At 68.9% G+C, this 19,793-nt stretch carries 16 protein-coding genes and 1 pseudogene; 5 read left to right on the forward strand and 12 right to left on the reverse strand.

What is annotated here, in order from left to right:
- Window positions 1-18 precede the first annotated feature (18 nt).
- From ACEN9J_RS10060 to uvrC, 3 genes are all read right to left on the reverse strand, one after another.
- Complete coding sequence (locus ACEN9J_RS10060) at window positions 19-903, reverse strand: DMT family transporter (RefSeq protein ID WP_261213641.1); 885 nt, start codon at window positions 901-903, stop codon at window positions 19-21.
- Window positions 900-1,466, reverse strand: a complete 567-nt coding sequence (gene pgsA, locus ACEN9J_RS10065) for a CDP-diacylglycerol--glycerol-3-phosphate 3-phosphatidyltransferase (RefSeq protein ID WP_057590401.1) — start codon at window positions 1,464-1,466, stop codon at window positions 900-902. The genes ACEN9J_RS10060 and pgsA overlap by 4 nt, the downstream gene beginning before the upstream one ends.
- An 83-nt stretch (window positions 1,467-1,549) precedes the next feature.
- Window positions 1,550-3,547, reverse strand: a complete 1,998-nt coding sequence (gene uvrC / locus ACEN9J_RS10070) for an excinuclease ABC subunit UvrC (protein ID WP_413763963.1) — start codon at window positions 3,545-3,547, stop codon at window positions 1,550-1,552.
- Between the two features lie 146 nt (window positions 3,548-3,693).
- Between uvrC and ggt the strand changes: the two are divergent.
- Window positions 3,694-5,743 (forward strand): annotated as a pseudogene (ggt, locus tag ACEN9J_RS10075) (gamma-glutamyltransferase).
- A gap of 25 nt (window positions 5,744-5,768) precedes the next feature.
- On the opposite strand, the gene ACEN9J_RS10080 reads toward ggt, so the two are convergent.
- Window positions 5,769-7,223 carry a M20/M25/M40 family metallo-hydrolase gene (locus ACEN9J_RS10080; RefSeq protein WP_412179706.1) on the reverse strand — a complete coding sequence of 485 codons (1,455 nt, stop codon included), beginning with the start codon at window positions 7,221-7,223 and terminating at the stop codon, window positions 5,769-5,771.
- 96 nt (window positions 7,224-7,319) lie between these two features.
- Between ACEN9J_RS10080 and earP the strand changes: the two genes are divergently transcribed.
- From earP to ACEN9J_RS10095, 3 genes are all read left to right on the forward strand, one after another.
- Window positions 7,320-8,423 (forward strand): elongation factor P maturation arginine rhamnosyltransferase EarP, encoded by a 1,104-nt coding sequence (earP, locus tag ACEN9J_RS10085; RefSeq protein ID WP_413763964.1) that lies wholly within the window; start codon window positions 7,320-7,322, stop codon window positions 8,421-8,423.
- A 172-nt stretch (window positions 8,424-8,595) separates the two neighbouring features.
- Complete coding sequence (gene efp / locus ACEN9J_RS10090) at window positions 8,596-9,150, forward strand: elongation factor P (protein ID WP_057590405.1); 555 nt, start codon at window positions 8,596-8,598, stop codon at window positions 9,148-9,150.
- 108 nt (window positions 9,151-9,258) lie between these two features.
- Entirely contained in the window at window positions 9,259-10,125 is an 867-nt protein-coding gene (locus tag ACEN9J_RS10095; RefSeq protein WP_413763965.1) for a TIGR00730 family Rossman fold protein, read from the forward strand.
- A gap of 21 nt (window positions 10,126-10,146) precedes the next feature.
- Here ACEN9J_RS10095 and ACEN9J_RS10100 read toward each other — a convergent pair whose 3' ends face one another.
- The 8 genes from ACEN9J_RS10100 to pncB form a co-directional block, all read right to left on the reverse strand.
- Entirely contained in the window at window positions 10,147-10,854 is a 708-nt protein-coding gene (locus ACEN9J_RS10100; RefSeq protein WP_057590407.1) for a TetR/AcrR family transcriptional regulator, read from the reverse strand.
- Between the two features lie 8 nt (window positions 10,855-10,862).
- Complete coding sequence (locus ACEN9J_RS10105; RefSeq protein ID WP_413763966.1) at window positions 10,863-11,402, reverse strand: hypothetical protein; 540 nt, start codon at window positions 11,400-11,402, stop codon at window positions 10,863-10,865.
- A 12-nt stretch (window positions 11,403-11,414) separates the two neighbouring features.
- Window positions 11,415-12,953 (reverse strand): MFS transporter, encoded by a 1,539-nt coding sequence (locus ACEN9J_RS10110; protein WP_261213651.1) that lies wholly within the window; start codon window positions 12,951-12,953, stop codon window positions 11,415-11,417.
- Window positions 12,954-13,081: 128 nt separating this feature from the next.
- The gene (locus tag ACEN9J_RS10115; protein WP_413763967.1) at window positions 13,082-14,260 is read right to left on the reverse strand and encodes an MFS transporter; all 1,179 of its coding nucleotides are present in this window, start codon (window positions 14,258-14,260) and stop codon (window positions 13,082-13,084) included.
- Window positions 14,257-15,618, reverse strand: coding sequence for a DNA recombination protein RmuC (locus ACEN9J_RS10120; protein WP_413763968.1), 1,362 nt, complete (start codon window positions 15,616-15,618; stop codon window positions 14,257-14,259). The genes ACEN9J_RS10115 and ACEN9J_RS10120 overlap by 4 nt, the downstream gene beginning before the upstream one ends.
- 42 nt (window positions 15,619-15,660) lie before the next feature.
- Complete coding sequence (locus tag ACEN9J_RS10125; protein WP_413763969.1) at window positions 15,661-16,650, reverse strand: 2-hydroxyacid dehydrogenase; 990 nt, start codon at window positions 16,648-16,650, stop codon at window positions 15,661-15,663.
- 12 nt (window positions 16,651-16,662) lie between these two features.
- Window positions 16,663-18,072: a sodium:proton antiporter gene (locus ACEN9J_RS10130; protein WP_057590413.1), complete on the reverse strand. Its 1,410-nt coding sequence runs from the start codon at window positions 18,070-18,072 to the stop codon at window positions 16,663-16,665.
- A gap of 52 nt (window positions 18,073-18,124) precedes the next feature.
- Window positions 18,125-19,345, reverse strand: coding sequence for a nicotinate phosphoribosyltransferase (gene pncB / locus ACEN9J_RS10135; protein WP_057590414.1), 1,221 nt, complete (start codon window positions 19,343-19,345; stop codon window positions 18,125-18,127).
- Window positions 19,346-19,538: 193 nt separating this feature from the next.
- On the opposite strand from pncB, the gene ACEN9J_RS10140 reads away from it, so the two are divergent.
- Window positions 19,539-19,772: a CsbD family protein gene (locus tag ACEN9J_RS10140; protein WP_057590415.1), complete on the forward strand. Its 234-nt coding sequence runs from the start codon at window positions 19,539-19,541 to the stop codon at window positions 19,770-19,772.
- Window positions 19,773-19,793 lie beyond the last annotated feature (21 nt).

Consider the following 19,793-nt stretch of genomic DNA (forward strand, 5'->3'; position numbering starts at 1 on the left):
GCGAAGGCCCCGCGCGCTTCAGCGGGCCGCGCGCACCACCAGGCTCACACCCACCGCCGTGAGCGCGGTGCCCAGCAGCGTGGCCGGCGTGATCTGCTCGCGGAACAGCAGCCAGGCCATGAGGGCGGTGCAAGGCGGCACCAGGTAGAGCAGGCTCGTGACCGCGGTCGCGGTGCCACGCTGGATCAATATATAGAGCAGCGAGCTGCCACCCAGCGAGAGCGCGAGCACCGACCAGGCCATCGCGCCGATCGAATGCGCATTCCACGCGATGGCCTCGGGCTCGAGCAGCGCGAACGGCAGGGTCGCGACCACGGCCGCCGCCATCTGCACCGCGCTGGCGCTGCGCACGTCGCAGGGTGCGACGAAGCGCTTCTGATAGAGCGTGCCCGCGGTGATCGACACCAGCGCCATGAGCGCGAGGCTCATGGTCGCGGCATTGACCTCCGAGCCATCGCCCAGCTTGCGCCACACGACCAGCACCAGCCCCGCGAAGCCCAGCGCCAGACCCAGCCATTGCCGCGGCGACACGCGCCCGCCGTTGAAGGACATCCAGATCGCGGTCAGCACCGGCTGGATGCCGACCAACAGCGCGACCAGCCCCGAGCCCATGCCAGCGCGCACCGCGGCCCAGACGCCACCGAGGTAGCCGGCCTGCATCAGGATGCCCGTGACCGCGAGGTGACCCCACTGCGCCCGGGTCGAAGGCCACGCCACGCGCGCCAGCGCGACCCACAGGCCGAAGCAGAGGAACGAGAGCACGAAGCGCACGGCCAGGAACTTGAAGGGCGGCGCATGCGGCATGCCGTAGCGCGCGACGATGAAGCCCGTGCTCCAGATCAGCACGAAGACCGCCGGCATGGCCCGCAACCAGCCCGCCTCGCGGGCCGAGGCGGCGCTCATTTGGCCCGGGCCCGGATCTCGGGAATGGCCTTTTGCAGGTAATAGACCATCGACCACACGGTGAGCACGGCGGAGACCCAGATCAGCCACTGGCCCCACAGGCCGGTGTCGATGAAGCCGAACAACTGCCCGTCGTAGAGCAGGAACGGGATCGCCACCATCTGCACCGTCGTCTTGACCTTGCCGATCATGTGCACCGCCACGCTCTTGCTGGCGCCGATCTGGGCCATCCATTCGCGCAGCGCCGAGATCGCGATCTCGCGGCCGATGATGATCAGCGCCACGAACACGTCGGCCCGGTTCAGGTGCACCAGCACCAGCAGCGAGGCGCAGACCAGGAACTTGTCGGCCACCGGATCGAGGAAGGCGCCGAAGGCCGAGGTCTGGTTGAGCTTGCGCGCCAGGAAGCCGTCGAGCCAGTCGGTGGCCGCGAACACGATGAACATGACCGTAGCGATCACGTTGCGCATCGGGTCGGCGATGGGCAGGTAGAACACACCGACGATCAGGGGGATCGCGACGATGCGCGTCCAGGTCATGATGGTCGGCAGGGTCCAGAACATGCGCTCGATTGTGTCACGCGAAAACGATGGATTCGAGAACGGGGGCAAAGCCGTGCCGGCGCCCCGTTCCCGCGCCGGCATGTTCAGTGCAGCGCACGGTAGATTTCCTCGGCCAGGTCGAAGGCGATGCCCTCGACCGAGGCGATGTCCTCCACGCTCGCCGCCGCCACGCCGCGGATGCCGCCGAAGCGCTGCAGCAGCCGGGCCCGGCGCTTCGGGCCGATGCCCGGGATGTCCTCGAGCTGGCTGCCGCCCACGCGCACCTTGGCGCGCTTGGCGCGCATGCCGGTGATGGCGAAGCGGTGCGCCTCGTCGCGGATCTGGGCCACCAGCATCAGCGCCGCCGAATCCTTGCCCAGGTAGACCTTCTCGCGGCCGTCGGCGAACACCAGTTCCTCGAGGCCGACCTTGCGGCCCTCGCCCTTCTCGACGCCGACGATCAGCGACAGCGGCAGGCCGAGCTCGCTGAACACCTCTCGCGCCATCGACACCTGGCCCTTGCCACCGTCGACCAGCACCAGCTCCGGCATGCGCGCGCCCCGGGCCCGCGCCGGCGCCGCCGCAACCTCGACGCCCTCGGCGCCTTCGCTCTCGGCATCGCCGGGCGGCAGCGCCTCGGTCTCGGCGGCCATCGCCTCGGCCAGCTTGCCGTAGCGCCGGTGCAGCACCTGGCGCATCGCCGCATAGTCGTCGCCGGGCGTGATGCCGTCGATGTTGTAGCGGCGGTATTCCTTGTTCTGCATCGCATGGTGCTCGAACACCACGCACGAGGCCTGCGTGGCCTCGCCCGCGGTGTGCGAGATGTCGAAGCACTCGACGCGGAAGTTGTCGAGGTCCTCGCTCGCGAGCTCGAGCGCATCGGCCAGCGCGCGGGTGCGGGCCTGCTGCGAACCTTCCTCCGCCAGCAACCGCGCCAGCTGCAGGCTGGCATTCTTCTCGGCCATCTCGAGCCAGTGGCGGCGCTGCTCGCGCGGCTGGAACACGGCCGTCACGCGCGTGCCCGACTGCAGCGACACCGCCTCGATCAGTTCGCGGCCCACGGTTTCGCTGAGCACCAGCGTGGCCGGCACCGGCACGTCGATGTAGTGCTGCGCGATGAAAGCCTCGAGCACCTGCACCTCCACCGAATCGGTGGCGGCGGGAGGCGCGCCCTCGCCCTCGCCCTCGCCCTCGTCGTTGTCGAGCTCGCCGTGGTGCATCTGCGAGGCGTCCTCGACGTGCACCGGGAAGTAGGCCCGGTCGCCCAGGTGGCGGCCGCCGCGCACCATCGCCAGGTTCACGCAGGCCTTGCCGCCCTGCACCTTGACGGCGAGGATGTCCACGTCCTTGTCGGAGGCGATCTCGATCGACTGCTGGTGCAGCACGCGCGAGATCGCCGACATCTGGTTGCGCAGCTCGGCGGCCTGCTCGAACTCCAGCTTCTCGGCGTGCGAGGTCATGCGCTGCTCGAGCTTGCTGAGCACGAGCTGCGTGTCGCCGCGCAGGAAGGCCTCGGCGCTCGCCACGTCCTGCGCATAGGCCTCGGTCGAGATGTGGCCCACGCAGGGACCGGTGCAGCGCTTGATCTGGTAGAGCAGGCAGGGCCGGGTGCGGTTGGCGTAGACCGTGTCCTCGCAGGTGCGCAGCTTGAACACCTTCTGCAGCAGCTGGATCGACTCCTTGACGGCCCAGGCGCTCGGGTACGGCCCGAAGTAGCGGTGCTTCTTGTCGACCGCGCCGCGGTAGTAGGCCAGCCGCGGAAACTGGTGCGAGGCGATCTTGAGATAGGGATAGCTCTTGTCGTCGCGAAACAGGATGTTGTAGCGCGGCTTGAGCGTCTTGATGAGGTTGTTCTCGAGCAGCAGCGCCTCGGCCTCGGAGCGCACCACGGTGGTCTCCATGCGCGCGATCTTGGAGATCATGTGGCCGATGCGCGTGCCGCCGTGGCTCTTCTGGAAGTAGTTGGCGACCCGCTTCTTGAGGTTGCGCGCCTTGCCCACGTAGAGCACGGCGCCCGCCGCGTCGAAGTAGCGGTAGACGCCCGGCAGCTGCGGCAGGGCCGCGACTTCGCTGAGCAGTTGATCGGAATGCACGTCTGACATGGCGGCTATTGTGGCGCGCGGCGACCGACGTCATGGCGCACCTGCGAGCAAACCCCGAGGTGGCTGGAACGAAATGTGCTCATGATGGATGCGGGCGCGAGGAGCGCCCGTCTCGTTTCAACACAACTACTCGGGAAACTCTCTCCATGACGAAGAAGATCCAGTCGCGCGCCTGGTGGGCGCTCTCGCCCCTGGCGCTGGCATTGACGGTGGCTGGCTGCGGCGGTGGCGGCGGCGGACAGGACAACGCAGCACTGGTCGCGACGATCGCCGCCATCAACGCGGCCAACAATCCCCCCGCCGCCCCCGCCCGCGGCCGACAAGGGCTGCCTGATCGGCGACAGCGGCACCCAGGTGACGGTGGGCTCGGGCGATCCGGGCGATCCGGCGGCACCCGAACCGGCCTCGGGCTACGTGGTCGGCCACAAGCTGGTCTACGCAAAGAACTACATGGTGGTGGCCAACCATCCGCTGGCCACGCGCGCGGGCTGCGACATCCTCAAGGCCGGCGGCAGCGCGGTCGACGCGGCGGTCGCGGTGCAGGCGGTTCTGGGCCTGGTCGAGCCGCAGTCCAGCGGACTGGGTGGCGGCGCCTTCATGCTGCACTACGACGCGAAGACGAAGAAGGTGCAGGCCTACGACGGACGCGAGATGGCGCCCGCCGCGGCCACCGAGAACTACCTGCGCTATGCCGTGCAGACCAATCCCGCCGGCGGAGCCCCCGTGCCCAGTGCACGCGCCAGCGGCCGCTCGATCGGCACGCCGGGCGCGGTGCGCATGCTCGACATCGCCTACAAGGACCATGGCAAGCTGCCCTGGAAGGACCTGTTCGGCTACGGCATCACGCTGGCCTCCGACGGCTTCCCGATCGGTGGCCGCATGGCGGCCGCGATCTCCTCGTCGGCATCCAGCCTCAAGCGCGACGCCGATGCGACGGCCTATTTCTTCAACGCCGACGGCACGCCGAAGGCGCTGGGCACCCGGCTCAAGAACCCGGCCTACGCCAAGACGCTGACCACGCTCGCCAACGAAGGCGCCAACGCGTTCTACACCGGCCCCATCGCGCAGGCGATCGTCGACAAGATCGGCATCACCACCGCGGCCAACGACGGCTCGGCCATCACGCCCGGCGTGACGACCATGGCCGACATGGCCAGCTACGTCGCCAAGCGCCGCGACCCCGTCTGCGGCACCTACCGCGACTACTACGTCTGCAGCATGTCGCCGCCCTCCTCGGGCGGCATCGCCGTGGTGCAGGCGCTTGGCATCCTCGAGACCTTCAACATGAGTCTCTACAAGCCGACCTCCATCGACATCGAGGGCGGCAAGCCGACGGTGATGGGCGTGCACCTGGTGAGCGAGGCCGAACGCCTGGCCTACGCCGACCGCGACAAGTACGTGGCCGACACCGACTTCATCCCGCTGCCCGGCGGCTCGGCCGACACGATGCTCAACAAGCCGTACCTGCAGAAGCGGGCCAGCCTGATCAGCCTGTCCAAGAGCATGGGCGTGGCCGCGGCCGGCGACCTCGGCAGCGTGCCGCTGGGCATCGACAAGACCGAGGAGCACGGCACCACCCACTTCACCGTGGTCGACAAGCAGGGCAACGTGGTGACGATGACGACCACGGTCGAGAGCACGCTGGGCTCGTTCCACATGACGCAGGGCTTCATGCTGAACAACCAGCTGACCGACTTCTCGGCCAACCCGAACGACACCACCGACCCGAGCATCAAGGTCGCCAACCGCGTCGCCCCGGGCAAACGTCCGCGCAGCACGATGGCGCCGACCCTGGTATTCAAGAAGAACACCGACGGCAGCATGGGCGAGTTCGTGATGGGCACCGGCTCGCCGGGCGGCGGCACGATCATCCAGTACGTGGTGAAGACCGTGGTCGGCGCGCTCGACTGGGGCCTCGATGCGCAACAGGCGACCTCGCTGGTCGACTTCGGTGCCACCAACAGCGTGACCACCAACGTGGGCGGCGAACACCCCGCCATCGACACCTCGAACTCGGGCAACAACGATCCGCTGATCGCCGGCCTGCGCGCGCTCGGCCACACGGTCAACTTCGGCGCCCAGTCCAGCGGCATCAGCACCATCATCCGCACCAACGTGGGTGGCCAGCCAGTGCTCACGGGCGGCGCCGATCCGCGGCGCGAAGGCATCGTGCTCGGCGATACCTTCACGCCCTGATCCGGGGTCCGAAACCCGGCGGCGCCTACTTCGCGAGTTCGCTCACCAGCCGGTAGAGGAACTCGCGCCCGTCGTAGAGCCGCTGGATCTCGATGCGCTCGTCCAGCCCGTGGGCGCGCGCATCCGAAGGCTCGAGGAACATGCCGGTCACGCCGTACATCGGAATGCCGGCATTGCGCAGGAAGCGGCTGTCGGTGGCGCCCGTGCTCATCGCGGGAATCACCGGCACGCCCGGCCACATCTGCTCGGTCAGCCGCTCCACCGTCTTCACCAGGTCGCCCTGCAGCGGCGACGCCGGGCTGCGCAGCGGCTTGCCGAGGTTGCGCACCACGATCTTGTCGTTGCCCACGGCCTGGGTCAGCAGGCGCTCGACCTCGTCGGGGTCGTCGTGCGGCAGGATGCGGCAGTTGACCGTGGCCTTGGCCGACTGCGGCAGTGCGTTCTCGGCGTGGCCGGCCTGCACCATGGTCGCCACGCAGGTGGTGCGCAGCTGGGCGTTGTAGGCCGGGTTGGCCGTCATGCGCTCCAGCACGCCGGCATCGGGGTTGCCGGTGCCGATGGCGCGCATGTCCTCGGCCAGCTGGCCGGTGGCGAAGGGCGCGCTGCGCGCGAAATAGGTCTTCGTGACGTCGGCGAGCTTGATCGGGAAGGCGTAGTTGCCGAGCCGCTCCAGGCCGGCCGACAGCGCGTAGATCGGGTTGTTCTTGGTCGGTACCGAGCTGTGGCCACCGACGTCGCGCGCCTCGAGCATGTAGGTGGTGTACATCTTCTCGGCCACCTGCAGCCGGTGCAGGTTCGGCTTGCCGTTGCGCAGTTCGCCGCCGCCGCCCTCGTTGATGCCGAACTCGGCCTGCAGCAGCTCGGGCTTGTTGTTGATGAGCCAGAAAGCGCCGTTGCTCAGCGCATCGCCGCGCTCCTCGTCGGCGGTCAGTGCGAGGATGATGTCGCGGCGGGGCTTGAAGCCCTCCTGTTTCAGTTGCCCGAGCACCGACACCAGCGCCGAGGCCATCGCCTTGTCATCGATGGAGCCGCGCGCCGTGAAGTAGCCGCCCGACTCCTGCAGCTTGAACGGGTCGGTCTTCCAGTCCTCGCGCCGGGCCTCGACCACGTCGATGTGGGCCAGCAGCAGCAACGGCTTCTTCGAGCCGTCGCCCTTGAAGCGCATCACGAGGTTGCCCTTCTTGGGGAAGGGTTCGAGGATCTGGATGTCCGCGGGCGCGAAGCCCGACTCGACCAGGCGCTTTTCCATCGCGCGCGCGGCCTGCGTGTTGTCGCCCACCGAGTGGGTGGTGTTGATCTCGATGAGTTCCTTGTAGATCTCGCGGAAGCGCTGCTGCTGCGGCGTGAGCGTCTGGGCGCCCGCCGTGGCGAGGCCGCCGAGCGCGAGGGACAGGGCCAGCGCGCTGCGCAAGCTGCGCAGTCGCGAGGTCGCGGGCAAGGCGGCGCCGGGATGTCGGGCGCGGATCTTCTTCAGGCTCATTCGCTCTCTCCTTGTGGTTGTGGTGCGCGGCCAGCATAGCGACGGCCCGGCGCGAGAGCCATTCAGAAGAAAGGCACAAGGTGCACACTCGCGGCCATGCAACGCGACTGGGACATCTTCTGCAAGGTCATCGACAACCATGGGGACCTCGGCGTGTGCTGGCGGCTCGCGCGCCAGCTCGCCGCTCTCGGCGAACGGGTGCGGCTCTGGGTCGACGACGCCAGCGCGCTGGCCTGGATGGCACCGGAAGGCTGCGCGGGCGTGCGCGTGATCGACTGGAGCGACCCGGCGGCGGTGAGCGCGGCCGCGGCCGAACCGGCGCCGCGGGTGCTGATCGAGGCCTTCGGCTGCGACCCGGCGCCCGAACTGATCGCGCGCTTCGCCGCAGCCTCGGCCGCCGACGGCACCCCGCGCGCCTGGATCAATCTCGAATACCTCTCGGCCGAACCCTATGTGGAGCGGCTGCATGGCCTGCCCTCGCCGGTCTTCAGGGAACCGGGCGCCGGGCTCACCAAGCGCTTCTTCTATCCAGGCTTCACACCGGCCACCGGCGGCCTGCTGCGCGAACCGGACCTGGCGCGGCGGCGCGCGGCCTTCGATCGCGCTGCCTGGCTGGCTCGACGGCAGTTGCCCTGGAACGAAGGCGAACGGCTGGTGTCGCTGTTCTGCTATGAGCCGCCGGCCCTGGCTGCGCTGCTGGCCCAACTGGCCGATGACGGCACGCCGACCCGGCTGCTCGTGACACCCGGCCGCGCGACCGCGGCCGTCGAGGCCTGTCTTTCGAGCGCGCCATGGCTCGAACGCGCTCCCGGCCAGGCGAGCGCGCTATCGATTTCATACCTGCCGCACCTCGACCAGCCCGATTTCGACCATCTGCTCTGGGCCTGCGACCTGAACTTCGTGCGCGGCGAGGACTCGCTGGTGCGCGCCCTCTGGGCCGGCGCGCCGCTGGTCTGGCAGATCTATGCGCAGGACGACGACGCGCATCACGTGAAGCTCGACGCCTGGCTCGACTGGCTGGAAGCGCCGGCCTCGATGCGGCGCTTCCACCACGCCTGGAACGGCTTCGGCAACGCGGCCCTGTCGCTGGCCGACATCGGCGAGGAATGGCGTCTCGCGGTGACCCAGGGGCGCGAGCGCCTGCTCGCGCAAGACGATCTCGTGACCCAACTGCAGCATTTCGTCGCCGGAAAAAGCTAAAATAGCGGGCTTTGCGGATTTCGGCCCGGATCCTGGGAACTTCCTGGGGGTTCGAGATGCACTCCGCTGAACCTGCCGCGGGACATGTACCGCGGGGCTTTTTCCAACCGGCACTCCTGCCCGGATTCTGGAAGTCCCGCGCACCGAGCGGCTTACATCCAGAGACCCTGATATGAAAATCGCTCAAGAAATCCGCGCCGGCAACGTCATCATGCACGGCAAGGATCCGATGGTCGTGCTCAAGACCGAATACAGCCGCGGCGGCCGCAACAGCGCCACCGTGCGCATGAAGATGAAGAGCCTGATCGCCAACTTCAACACCGAAGTGGTCTTCAAGGCCGACGACAAGATCGACCAGATCGTGCTGGACAAGAAGGAGTGCACCTACTCCTACTTCGCCGACCCGATGTACGTCTGCATGGACGCCGACTACAACCAGTACGAAGTCGAAGCCGAGAACATGGGCGACGCCCTGAACTACCTCGAAGACGGCATGGCCGTCGAAGTGGTGTTCTACGACGGCAAGGCGATCTCGGTCGAACTGCCGACCAGCGTCGAGCGCGAAATCACCTGGACCGAGCCGGCCGTCAAGGGCGACACCTCGGGCAAGGTGCTCAAGCCCGCCAAGATCGCCACCGGCTTCGAAGTGCCCGTGCCGCTGTTCGTCTCGCAAGGCGACCGCATCGAAATCGACACGCGCACCGGCGAATACCGCAAGCGCGTCTGAGCGACGCTTTTCCCGGCTGACCACCACCCGCAAGAGGCTCCGCAAGGAGCCTTTTGTCTTTGCGCACCGCCGCACGCAACGAATCCCGCGCCGCACAATCCCATTCCTATGACCAACAGCACGCACGACCTCCACGACAAGCGCCTCGCCGATGCCTGGGCCACGCTCCAGGCCCATGCCGACCATGGGCTGCCGCTCGACCCCGATCCCTCGCGCATCGCCTTCGCCGACCCCGAGTTCCTGCTGCGCCGCGAAACCCGCGGCGTGCGCATGCAGCTCGAGCTGATGAAGCCCGACATCGAGCAGCGCGCCCACGGCATCGAGAACACCATCGTGGTCTTCGGCAGCGCGCGCTTTCGCAGCGAAGAAGAAGCCGCAGCGCTGATCGCCGAGGCCGACAAGGCCGGCGACACCGCCGCGGCCGAGCGCTGGCGCCGGCTGGCGCGCAGCTCGCACTACTACGAGAAGGCGCGCACCTTCGGCAAGCTGGTCGCGCGCCACAGCGAGAACAAGGAGCCGCAGGACAAGCTCTTCATCTGCACCGGCGGCGGCCCCGGCATCATGCAGGCGGCCAACCGCGGCGCGCACGAGGCCGGCGGCCTGTCGGTCGGCCTGGCCATCGCGCTGCCGATGGAGGAGGCGGCCAATCCCTACGTCACGCCCGCGCTGAGCTTCAAGTTCCACTACTTCGCGATCCGCAAGATGCATTTCATGATGCGTGCGAAGGCGCTGGTGGCGTTCCCGGGCGGCTTCGGCACGCTCGACGAACTGTTCGAGGTGATCACGCTGGTGCAGACGCGCAAGTCGAAGCCGGTGCCGATCGTGCTGTTCGGCTCGGACTACTGGAAGCGCCTGATCGACTTCGACTTTCTGGTCGACGAAGGCGTGATCTCGCCCGGCGACGTCAAGCTCTTCGAGTACGTCGACGCGCCCGAGGACGCGTGGGACGCGATCAAGCGCTTCTACAAGCTTTGAGCCGGCGCGGGCCGCCGCGCCTCAGGAGCTAGCGGCCTCGTCCTCATCGTCGTCGTCATCGGGCCGCAGCGCGTGCTCGAAGAAGCGCGTGAGCGCCTTGGCGCGCCGACGCCGCTCGGGGCCCGGGCCGATGGCGAGTCCCATGGCCACGGCATCGTCGGCCACGCCATGCAGCGCGTTGAACAGGATCACGGCCGTGAGCGTCGGGTCCTCGACCTCCCACACGCCGGCCGCGTCGCCATGCCTGAGCAGGCCGACCAGTTGCGTGATGACCGCGTTGTCGTTGCGCATGCGCCGGTCCTCGGGCCGGTATTCGTGGAACACCACGTCGTGCAGCGCGACGTTGTCGAGGTAGGTCGCGAGCCCGGTCTCGACCCAGGCCTTGATGCGGCCATGGTGGTCCTCGGGACGGTGGCGGTCCATCGCCTCCTGCAGCCGCGCGCAGAAGCTGTCGACGAAACGCTGCTGCAGCGCGCCCAGCAGCGCCTCCTTCGACGGGAAGTACAGGTAGAAGGTGCCCTTGGCCACCTGCGCGCCGGCCGCGATGTCGTCGATGCTGGTGGTGGCGATGCCCTTCTCGATGAACAGCCGCTCGGCCGCATCCATCAGCGCCACGGCGCGGGTTTCGGGGGCCTTGACGCGGCGGCGCGGCTCGGCCGTTTCGGGAGCCGCAGGCGGGTCCGCCGCATCGGGCGTGGAAGAAGTGGTGGTGCGGCGCCCCGTCGTCATTCGGTTCCTCAGGTTGTGGCTGCGGCGGCACGTGCCGCCGCGATGGCCGCGTCCCCCGCGGCCGCGTCGAGCGCCAGGCCGCGCGGCCCCAGCACGCGCTCGCCGAGCCAGGCGATGGCCTCGTCGGTGCGTGCGAAGGTGTCGGCCGGCACGCCGAAGAGCTTCTCGACATTCATCTTGCGGATTTTCTCGTATTGATCGGGCGGCACCACGCTGGCCATTCCCATCATATGGCGCCGGATGTCGGCGCCGCGCGCCTGCAGCCACTGCTTCGCGCTCTGCGCGCTGCCTTCGGGATGCACCAGCGCGTCGGCGTCGGCGAACACGCGCAGCGAAGCAAAAGGCTCGCCACGGTCAAGCCAGCGGTTCCAGTCCTCGGTGAAGACCTGCATGTCCTCGAGGGTCTGCAAGCCCGAAGACACGCTGATGACCAGCGGCCACTGGCCGAGTTCGTGATGGATCATGGACAACTCCTTGACGACAGTCCGGGAACGAAGAACGGGAAGGCGACGCGCGGACAGGCGCAGCGGCACGCGCGCGGCGGGCATGGAACGAAGACCTCAGGCGCGGGCCGGCAGCGCGGCGGCGCGCGGCCTGACGCCGAGCAGCAGCCCGGCCGCCAGCAGGCCGGCCAGCCCGGCACAGGCCACGGCCGCATGGAAGCCCCCGGCCAGCGCACCCGACACCAGGCCATGGGCCAGCGAAGGATCGAGCGCGCCGAGCGCGGCGGTGTCGTGCCGCGCCACGGCGGCCACCGCCATCTCCTGCGCGCGCGCCGCCGACAGGCCGCCATGCTCGAGCGCGGTGGCCAGTAGCGCGGTGGCGCGGCTGCTCATCAAGGTGCCGAGCAGCGCGATGCCGATCAACATGCCGGCCTGGCGCAGCGCATTCATCGTGGCCGAGGCCATGCCCGAGCGCTGCGCCGGCACCGAGGCGATCACCGCCGTGCTGGTGGCCGGCACCGCCAGCCCCGTGCCGGCGCCGAGCACCACGAACAGCAGCGCGAGCACCACGTAGGGCGTGTCGGCCGCCAGCAGCGTCATCGCGAGCATCGCGGCGCCGATCAGGCCGTAGCCCGCCACCATCAACGCGTGGACGCCGTGGCGCCGCGACAGCCGGCCGAACTGCGAGGACACGATGCCGGTCGCGACGAACTGCGGCACCATGCGCCAGCCGGTGTCGGTGGCCGACCAGCCCTGCACCTGCTGCAGGAACAGCGAGAAGAAGAACAGGCTCGCGTAGGCCGAGAAGCCCAGCACGAAGGACGCGAAGTTGGTGACCGAGAAGCGCGCGTCCCGGAACAGGCCCAGCGGCAGCAGCGGCCGCTGCACGCGCGCCTCCACCGCCAGGAACAGCACCAGCCCGAGCGCCGCCAGCGCCAGCGACACCGTGGTGCGCCCCGACAGCCAGCCGTGCTCGCCGGCCGCGATCAGCCCGAAGGTCAGCGCGCCGAGCCACAGCACGCTGAGCACCTGCCCGGCCGGATCGAGCGCCGCATGCTCGGGGTGCGAAGTCTCGCGGATGCCCCAGAGCCCCAGGCCCACGGTCAGCAGGCCGATCGGCAGGTTGATCAGGAAGATGCTCTGCCAGCCCGTGTGGTCCACCAGCAGGCCGCCGAGCATCGGCCCGAGGATCAGCGAGATGGCGGTGAACGAGGACCAGCCGCCGATCACGCGCGCGCGGCTCGCCGGCTCGGGAAAGGCATGGGCCAGGATCGACAGCGCGCCCGGGATCAGCAGCGCGCCCGCGATGCCCTGCACCGCGCGGCCGGCCAGCAGCGTGCTCAGGGTGCCGGCCATGGCGCACATCGCCGAGCCGATGGTGAACACCACCACGCCGGCCAGCCAGGCGCGCTTGCGGCCGTAGCGGTCGCCCAGCGGCCCGGCCGAGAGCATGAAGGCCGACAGGCACAGGGCGTAGATGTCGATCACCCACTGCAGGCCCGCGAGGTCGGTGGCGAGCGCGCGCTGCAGGGTGGGCAACGCGACGTTGACGATGCTCACGTCGAGCGTGGCGATGAAGCTGCCGAGATAGACCGCGGCAACGAGCGCGAGCCGGCGGCGCGGATCGTCGATCGCCGCCCGGGATGGGGAGTCCATGGGACCGCCTTCGGGATTCGTTGAGGAGGCGGCGATACTGACTTCAAGTCACTATCTTGTCAATCAGATGAGAATTAATCTTATTTGTATCAGGGTTTCCTGGAAGCCGGCAGTGGCTTCGGGACCGTTCAGGCCCTCTCCTCCCGCACCTTCAGGCCCCAGGTCGCGCGCGCGCCGAGCGCCACCACCCCGCCCACGACCCAGAACACGCCGCCGATGCCGATCAGCGCGCCCAGCGAGCCGAACAGCATCGGCATCGCCACGCTCGAGGCATTGATGGTCATCAGCCGCAGCCCCAGCGCCTCGCCATGGCGGCTGTGCGGCGTGATCTGGTGCAGCATGCTCATCACCATCGGCTGCACCGCGCCGAGCGCGAAGCCCAGCACCACCGAACAGACGCCCATGCTCAGGGCCGAAGGCAGCAGCGGATAGACCAGGAAGACGCCGACCGTGACCAGGGTCGAAACGAAGATCACGCTGCGCTCGGAAGCGCGCGAGGCGATCGCCGGCAACACGATGCGGATGACGGCCGCCGCAATCGCGAAGGCACCGAGGATCGAGCCGATCACCGAGGCGCTGATGCCGCGCTCGTGCCCCAGCACCGGCAGCACGAAGGCATGCACGTCCCAGCTCGAGGACTGCAGCCAGTTCACGAACAGCAGGCGGCGGAACATGGGTTCGCGCAGCAGGTCCCAGGCGCGCGTGCGCGCGGCGCCGCGCGGCGGCGGCGTGGGCGGCGGCTCGTGGGCGCCGCGCGCCATCAGCCAGCACAGCACCGGCAGCAGCGCCATGGCGGCGAAGCAGACGCGGAAGGCCAGCATGTCGGCCGCCGCGCGGCCCGCATGGTCGATCAGCAGCCCGGCCAGGAACGGGCCGACGAAGTTCGCCACCGCGGGCGCGATCGCGAGCCAGCTGAACACCCGCTTGAGCTCGGTCGGCGTGGTGGCCGAGCGGCCGACGTGGCGCTGCAGCGCGATCACGGTCGCGCCGGTGGCGCCACCCGTCAGCAGCGCCGCCACGCACATGGACGGAAAGACCGGGAAGGCCCACACCAGCCCTGCGCCCAGCGAGGCCGCGATCACCGACAGCAGCAGCGGCCGCTTGAAGCCGTGGCGGTCGGCGAAGCGCCCGGCCGGCAGCGCGAGGAAGACCTGGGTCAGCGCGAACAGCGCGATCAGCACGCCGACCGCGGCCGCGCTGTAGCCCTGCTGCAGCGCCAGCAGCGGCGTGGCCAGCCGCATGCCGGCCATGGTGGCGTGGAGGCAGACCTGCGCGCCGATGACGCGCAGCAGTTCGCTGCCCTTCACGGCTTGCCGCCGGTGTCGGGGTCGGCGTCGATGCCTTCGGCGCCCGCGGCCAGCGGCGGCAGCAGCGCCTGCGCCTGGCCCTCGGGCAGCGCCTCGACCTTGCGCAGCGCCAGGCGCATCTGCCTGGCGCGCGTGTCGGCCTTGTCGAGCGTGTCGGAGGCTTTCGCCACCTGTTCCTTCACGCGCTCGACCCACTCGCCATAGCGCTCGAACTCGGTCTTGACCGCGCCCAGCACCTTCCAGACCTCGGAGGCCTGGCGCTCGAGCGCCAGCGTGCGAAAGCCCATGTGCAGGCTGTTGAGCATCGCGAGCAAGGTGGTCGGCCCGGCCAGCGTCACGCGGTACTGGCGCTGGATCGCGTCCATCAGGCCCGGACGCCGCAGCACTTCGGCATAGAGGCTCTCGACCGGCAGGAAGAGGATCGCGAAATCGGTGGTGTGCGGCGCCGCGAGGTAGCTCTCGGCGATGGACCTGGCCTCGGCGCGGATGCGCGCCTCGAGCGCCTTGGCGGCGAGCTCGGCGGCACCCGCGTCGGCCTGCTCGTGGGCCTCGATCAGGCGCTCGTAGTCGTCGCGCGGAAACTTGGCGTCGATCGGCAGCCAGACCGGCGCGCCCTCGTCGCCGCGGCCCGGGAAGCGGATCGCGAAGTCCACCCGCTGCCCGCTGCGCGGCTTGGTCTCGATCTGGCGCGCGTACTGCTCGGGCGTGAGCACCTGCTCGAGCAGCGCCTCGAGCTGCACCTCGCCGAAGATGCCGCGCGTCTTCACGTTGGTCAGCACGCGCTGCAGGCTGCCGACGCCGACCGCCAGCGTCTGCATCTCGCCCAGCCCCTTGTGCACCTGCTCGAGCCGCTCGGCCACCTGCCGGAAGCTCTCGCCGAGGCGCGCCTCGAGCGTGCTCTGCAGCTTCTCGTCGACGACCTTGCGCATCTCGTCGAGCTTGGCGGCATTGCCCTGCTGCAGCTGGGTGAGCTGGCTCTCCATCGTGGCGCGCACCTCGGCGAGGCGGCGCGCGTTCGATTCGGACAGGCCCTGCAGCTGCGAGGCCAGCGTGTTCTGCAGCGCGGCGAGCTGCAGCGCGAAGGCGTCGAGCTGGGCGTTCTGCGTGCGCGTGGCCTCGGCGCCCTGCATCACCAGCGACTGCTGGAAGGTGGCGAAGGCCTGCGCCGTCTCCTGCCGCGCGCCACGCGAACTCTCGGCGATCTCGCGGCGCAGTTCGCGCTCGGTGCGCGCGTGGGCGGCGAGCAGCTCGCCATGATCGGGCGGCGGCTGCCGGCGGGCGAGCAGCCAGACGAGGAGCACGAGCTGGATGGCGGCCACGGCCGCCAGGGCGAGAAGAAGCAGATCGGTGAGTTCCAAGGGGATCGCGGGGCGCTTTCTTTCTTTTTCGTTCGGCGCCGCTTACCTGGCGGCCACGGGCGTGACCGGCGTGACCGGCGTCAATGGGCCCTTGCCGCCGAAGAAGGCGATCAGGTTGTCGGCCGCGAGCCCGGCCATGGCCTTGCGCGTGGGCACCGTGGCGCTCGCGATGTGCGGCGTGAGCACGACGTTGGGCACGGTCAGCAGGTCGGGGTGGACCTTGGGCTCGCCCTCGAACACGTCGAGCCCCGCGGCGGCGATGCGCTTGTCGCGCAGCGCCACGGCCAGCGCGGCATCGTCGACGATGCCGCCGCGCGCGATGTTCACCAGCGTGGCGGTGGGCTTCATCAGCGCGAGTTCGGCGGCGCCGATGGTGTGGTGCGAGGCGGCCGAGTAAGGCACCACCAGCACCACGTGGTCGGCGCTCTTGAGCAGCTCTTCCTTGCTCGCGTAGGTGGCCTTGCACTCGGCCTCGAGCGAGGCGTCGAGTCGCGAACGGTTGTGATAGATCACCTTCATGCCGAAGCCGTGCGCGCCGCGCTTCGCGATGCCCTGCCCGATGCGGCCCATGCCGATGATGCCCAGCGTGGCGCCGTGGATGTCGGAGCCCGCGAACATGTCGTAGCTCCACTTCTGCCACTTGCCGGCGCGCAGGAAATGCTCGCTCTCGGCGATGCGGCGCGCGGTGGCCATCAGCAGCGCGAAGCCGAAGTCGGCGGTGGTCTCGGTCAGCACGTCGGGCGCGTTGGTGCCGACCACGCCGCGCGCGGCCATCGCGTCGACGTCGAAGTTGTTGTAGCCCACGGCCATGTTGGCGCAGATCTTCAGGTCGGGGCAGGCATCGAGCAGCGCCGCGTCGATGCGCTCGCTGCCGGTGGTGAAGGCGCCCTGCTTGCCCTGCAGCTTCGCGGCGAGCTGCTCCCTGGTCCAGCTCTCGTCGGACTGGTTCGACTCGATCTCGAAATGCTGCGCCAGGCGCTCGAGGGTCTCGGGGAAGATCGCGCGGGCGACCAGGATCTTGGGCTTGCTCATGGGCTTGTCTCGCTAGCGGAAGAAGAGGAAGGTGGTGAGGACGAACAGCGGCAGCAGGATGGCCATCGACCAGGCCATGTAGCCGAAGAAGCTCGGCATGCGCACGCCGCGACTCTCGGCGATGGCCTTGACCATCAGGTTGGGCGCGTTGCCGATGTAGGTGTTGGCGCCCATGAAGACCGCGCCGGCCGAGATGGCCGCGAGCGTGGTCGCGTAGGTGGTCATCAGCGCCGCGGGATCGCCGCCCGCGGTGTTGAAGAACACCAGGTAGGTCGGCGCGTTGTCGAGGAAGGAACTGAGCGCGCCCGTGGCCCAGAAGTACATCGCCGGGTCGGGCTGGCCGTCGGGCCGCGTGACCGCCGAGACGACGGCGCCGAACGGTCCCTGCGTGCCGGCCTTGAGCATCGCGATCACCGGGATGATGGTCAGGAAGATGCCCGCGAACAGCTTGGCGACCTCGGCCATCGGGCCCCATTCGAACTGGTTGGCCTGGTGCACCGACTTCGCCGTGATCTTCAGCGAGACCAGCGTGATCGCGATCAGGCCGACATCGCGCAGCAGGCCCGGCAGGCCGACCTCGGTGCCGGCCACGTCGAAATGCACATCGGATTTCCAGAAGCCGCTCACGAGCACCAGCGCCACCACGCCCGCGAGCAGCCAGAAGTTGGCGGCGCCGTCGAAGCCGATGCCGGGCGTGTCGGGCGTGGGGTCGACCGGCAGGATGCCTTCCTTGCGGTAGTAGTGGCGGTCGATCAGGTAGAACAGGACCAGCAGCACGCCGAGCACGAACATCGTGTCGGGCAGGATGTTGCGCGCGGTCCAGAAGAAGTCCACGCCCTTGAGGAAGCCGAGGAACAGCGGCGGATCGCCCAGCGGCGTGAGCGAGCCGCCCACGTTCGAGACGATGAAGATGAAGAACACGACCACGTGCACCCGGTGCACGCGGTTGTCGTTGGCGCGGATCAGCGGCCGGATCAGCAGCATCGACGCGCCCGTGGTGCCCATGAAGCTCGCGAGCACCGCGCCGATCGCGAGGATGGCGGTGTTCAGGCCCGGCGCCCCGTGCAGGTTGCCGCGGATGTGGATGCCGCCGGCCACCGTGAACAGCGCGGTCAGCAGCACGATGAACGGGATGTACTCGGCCACCAGCGCATGCATGAGCTGCGTGCCCGCGAGCGCCGGGCCGTGCAGTGCCGCGAAGGGCAGCAGGAAGGCCAGCGCCCAGGCCGCGGAGACCTTGCCGTAGTGGTGGTGCCAGAAGGACGGCGCCAGCAGCGGCATCAGCGCGATCGAGAGCAGAATGCCCGCGAACGGCACGCCCCACAGCGGCGACAGCGAGCCGCCGTCGAAATCCGCGGCCAAGGCCGGCCCGGCAACGAGCAGCGGCACCATCGCCGCCACGAGACGCATCGATTTTTTCATGGGGCCGTACCGTACCAGAGCCGGGCCCCGCGGCGGACCGCGTGAACCCGCATCAGGCGGCAGGCTGCTCGATCTCGAACACCTGGCGCAGATAGGCCAGGTATTTCTCGTCCTCGCACATGTTCTTCGACGGGGTGTCCGAGAGCTTGGCCACCGGCTGGTCGTTGCAGCGGATCATCTTGATCACGATCTGCAGCGGCTCGTAGCCCAGGTCGTTGGTGAGGTTGGTGCCGATGCCGAAGGCCAGCTGGCAACGGCCGCGGAACTGCTGGTAGAGCTCGATGGTGCGCGGCACCGTGAGACCGTCGCTGAAGATCAGCGTCTTGGTGCGCGGGTCGACGCGGTTCGCGAGGTAGTGCGCGATCATGCGCTCGCCCCAGTGGAACGGATCGCCGCTGTCGTGGCGCGCGCCGTCGAAGAGCTTGCAGAAGTACAGGTCGAAGTCGCGCAGGAAGGCGCTCATGCCGTAGACGTCGGACAGCGCGATGCCCAGGTCGCCGCGGTATTCGCGCGCCCAGCTCTCGAAACCGAAGATCTGGCTGTCGCGCAGCCGCGGGCCGAGCGCCTGGCAGGCCTGCAGGTATTCGTGCGCCATGGTTCCCAGCGGGATCAGGCCCAGCTTCATCGCGTAGAGCACGTTGCTGGTGCCCGCGAGCTGCGGCAGCCGGCCGCCGGGCTGCGAGGCCGAGGGCGGCGAGGTCACGGCGCCCAGGCGCGCGTTGAGGGTGCGCAGCACTTCCTCGTGCCAGTCCTTCGAGAAGCGGCGGCGCGTGCCGTAGTCGGCGATCTTGAGGTCGCCGAGGCCGGCTTCCTGCAACTGGGCGATCTTGGTCTCGAGGCGGCGGCGGCCCTCGTCGAGGTCGGGGCGCTTCTGCGTGTTGCGGAAATAGACCTCGTTGACGATCGCCAGCACCGGGATCTCGAACAGGATGGTGTGCAGCCACGGGCCCTGGATGCGGATCTCGAGCTCGCCCGAGGGCTGGGGAATGATGTTGATGTACTTCTCGTTGAGCCGGAACAGGCCGAGGAAGTCGATGAAGTCGCTCTTGATGAAGCGCATCGAGCGCAGGTAGGCCAGCTCGGCATCGCGGAACTGCAGCGAGCAGAGGCTGCGCACCTCCTCGCGGATCTGGCTCGCGAACTGCGCGAGGTCCACGCCGGGGTTGCGGCACTTGAAGCGGTACTCGACGCGCGCCCCCGGGAAGTGATGCAGCACGACCTGCATCATGGTGAACTTGTAGAGGTCGGTGTCGAGCAGGCTGTGAATGATCATGGTGCGGCGCGCGTTGTCTCTCTGTCGTCCCGGCCCGGAGTTTTCGCGGGCATCGCTCGATTATCACGGCCCCCGTCGGCCTGTGCCTACGGACCCTGCCCAGCACGTCCTACCGCTGGGGTGAATGCGCCTGGAGACAGTGTTTTCACGGCGGCGAAATGACCCGCCGAATCAACCTCTCAAGGAGATTCGCATGAACAAGGACACCATCGAAGGCAACTGGAAGCAGCTCAAGGGCAAGGTCAAGGAGCAATGGGGCAAGCTGACCGACGACGACTTCGACGTCATCGCCGGCAAGCGCGACCAGCTGCTGGGCCGCATCCAGGAACGCCACGGCATCAGCCGCGACGAGGCCGAGAAGCAGGTCAAGGACTGGGAATCGCGCGACGGCCGCACGCCCGACGCGCTCTGGTTCGAACGCTACTGACGGGTGTCCTGACGCCCCCTC

It is taken from the genome of Variovorax sp. Varisp41 (assembly GCF_047325085.1).
Lineage (GTDB): Bacteria > Pseudomonadota > Gammaproteobacteria > Burkholderiales > Burkholderiaceae_C > Variovorax.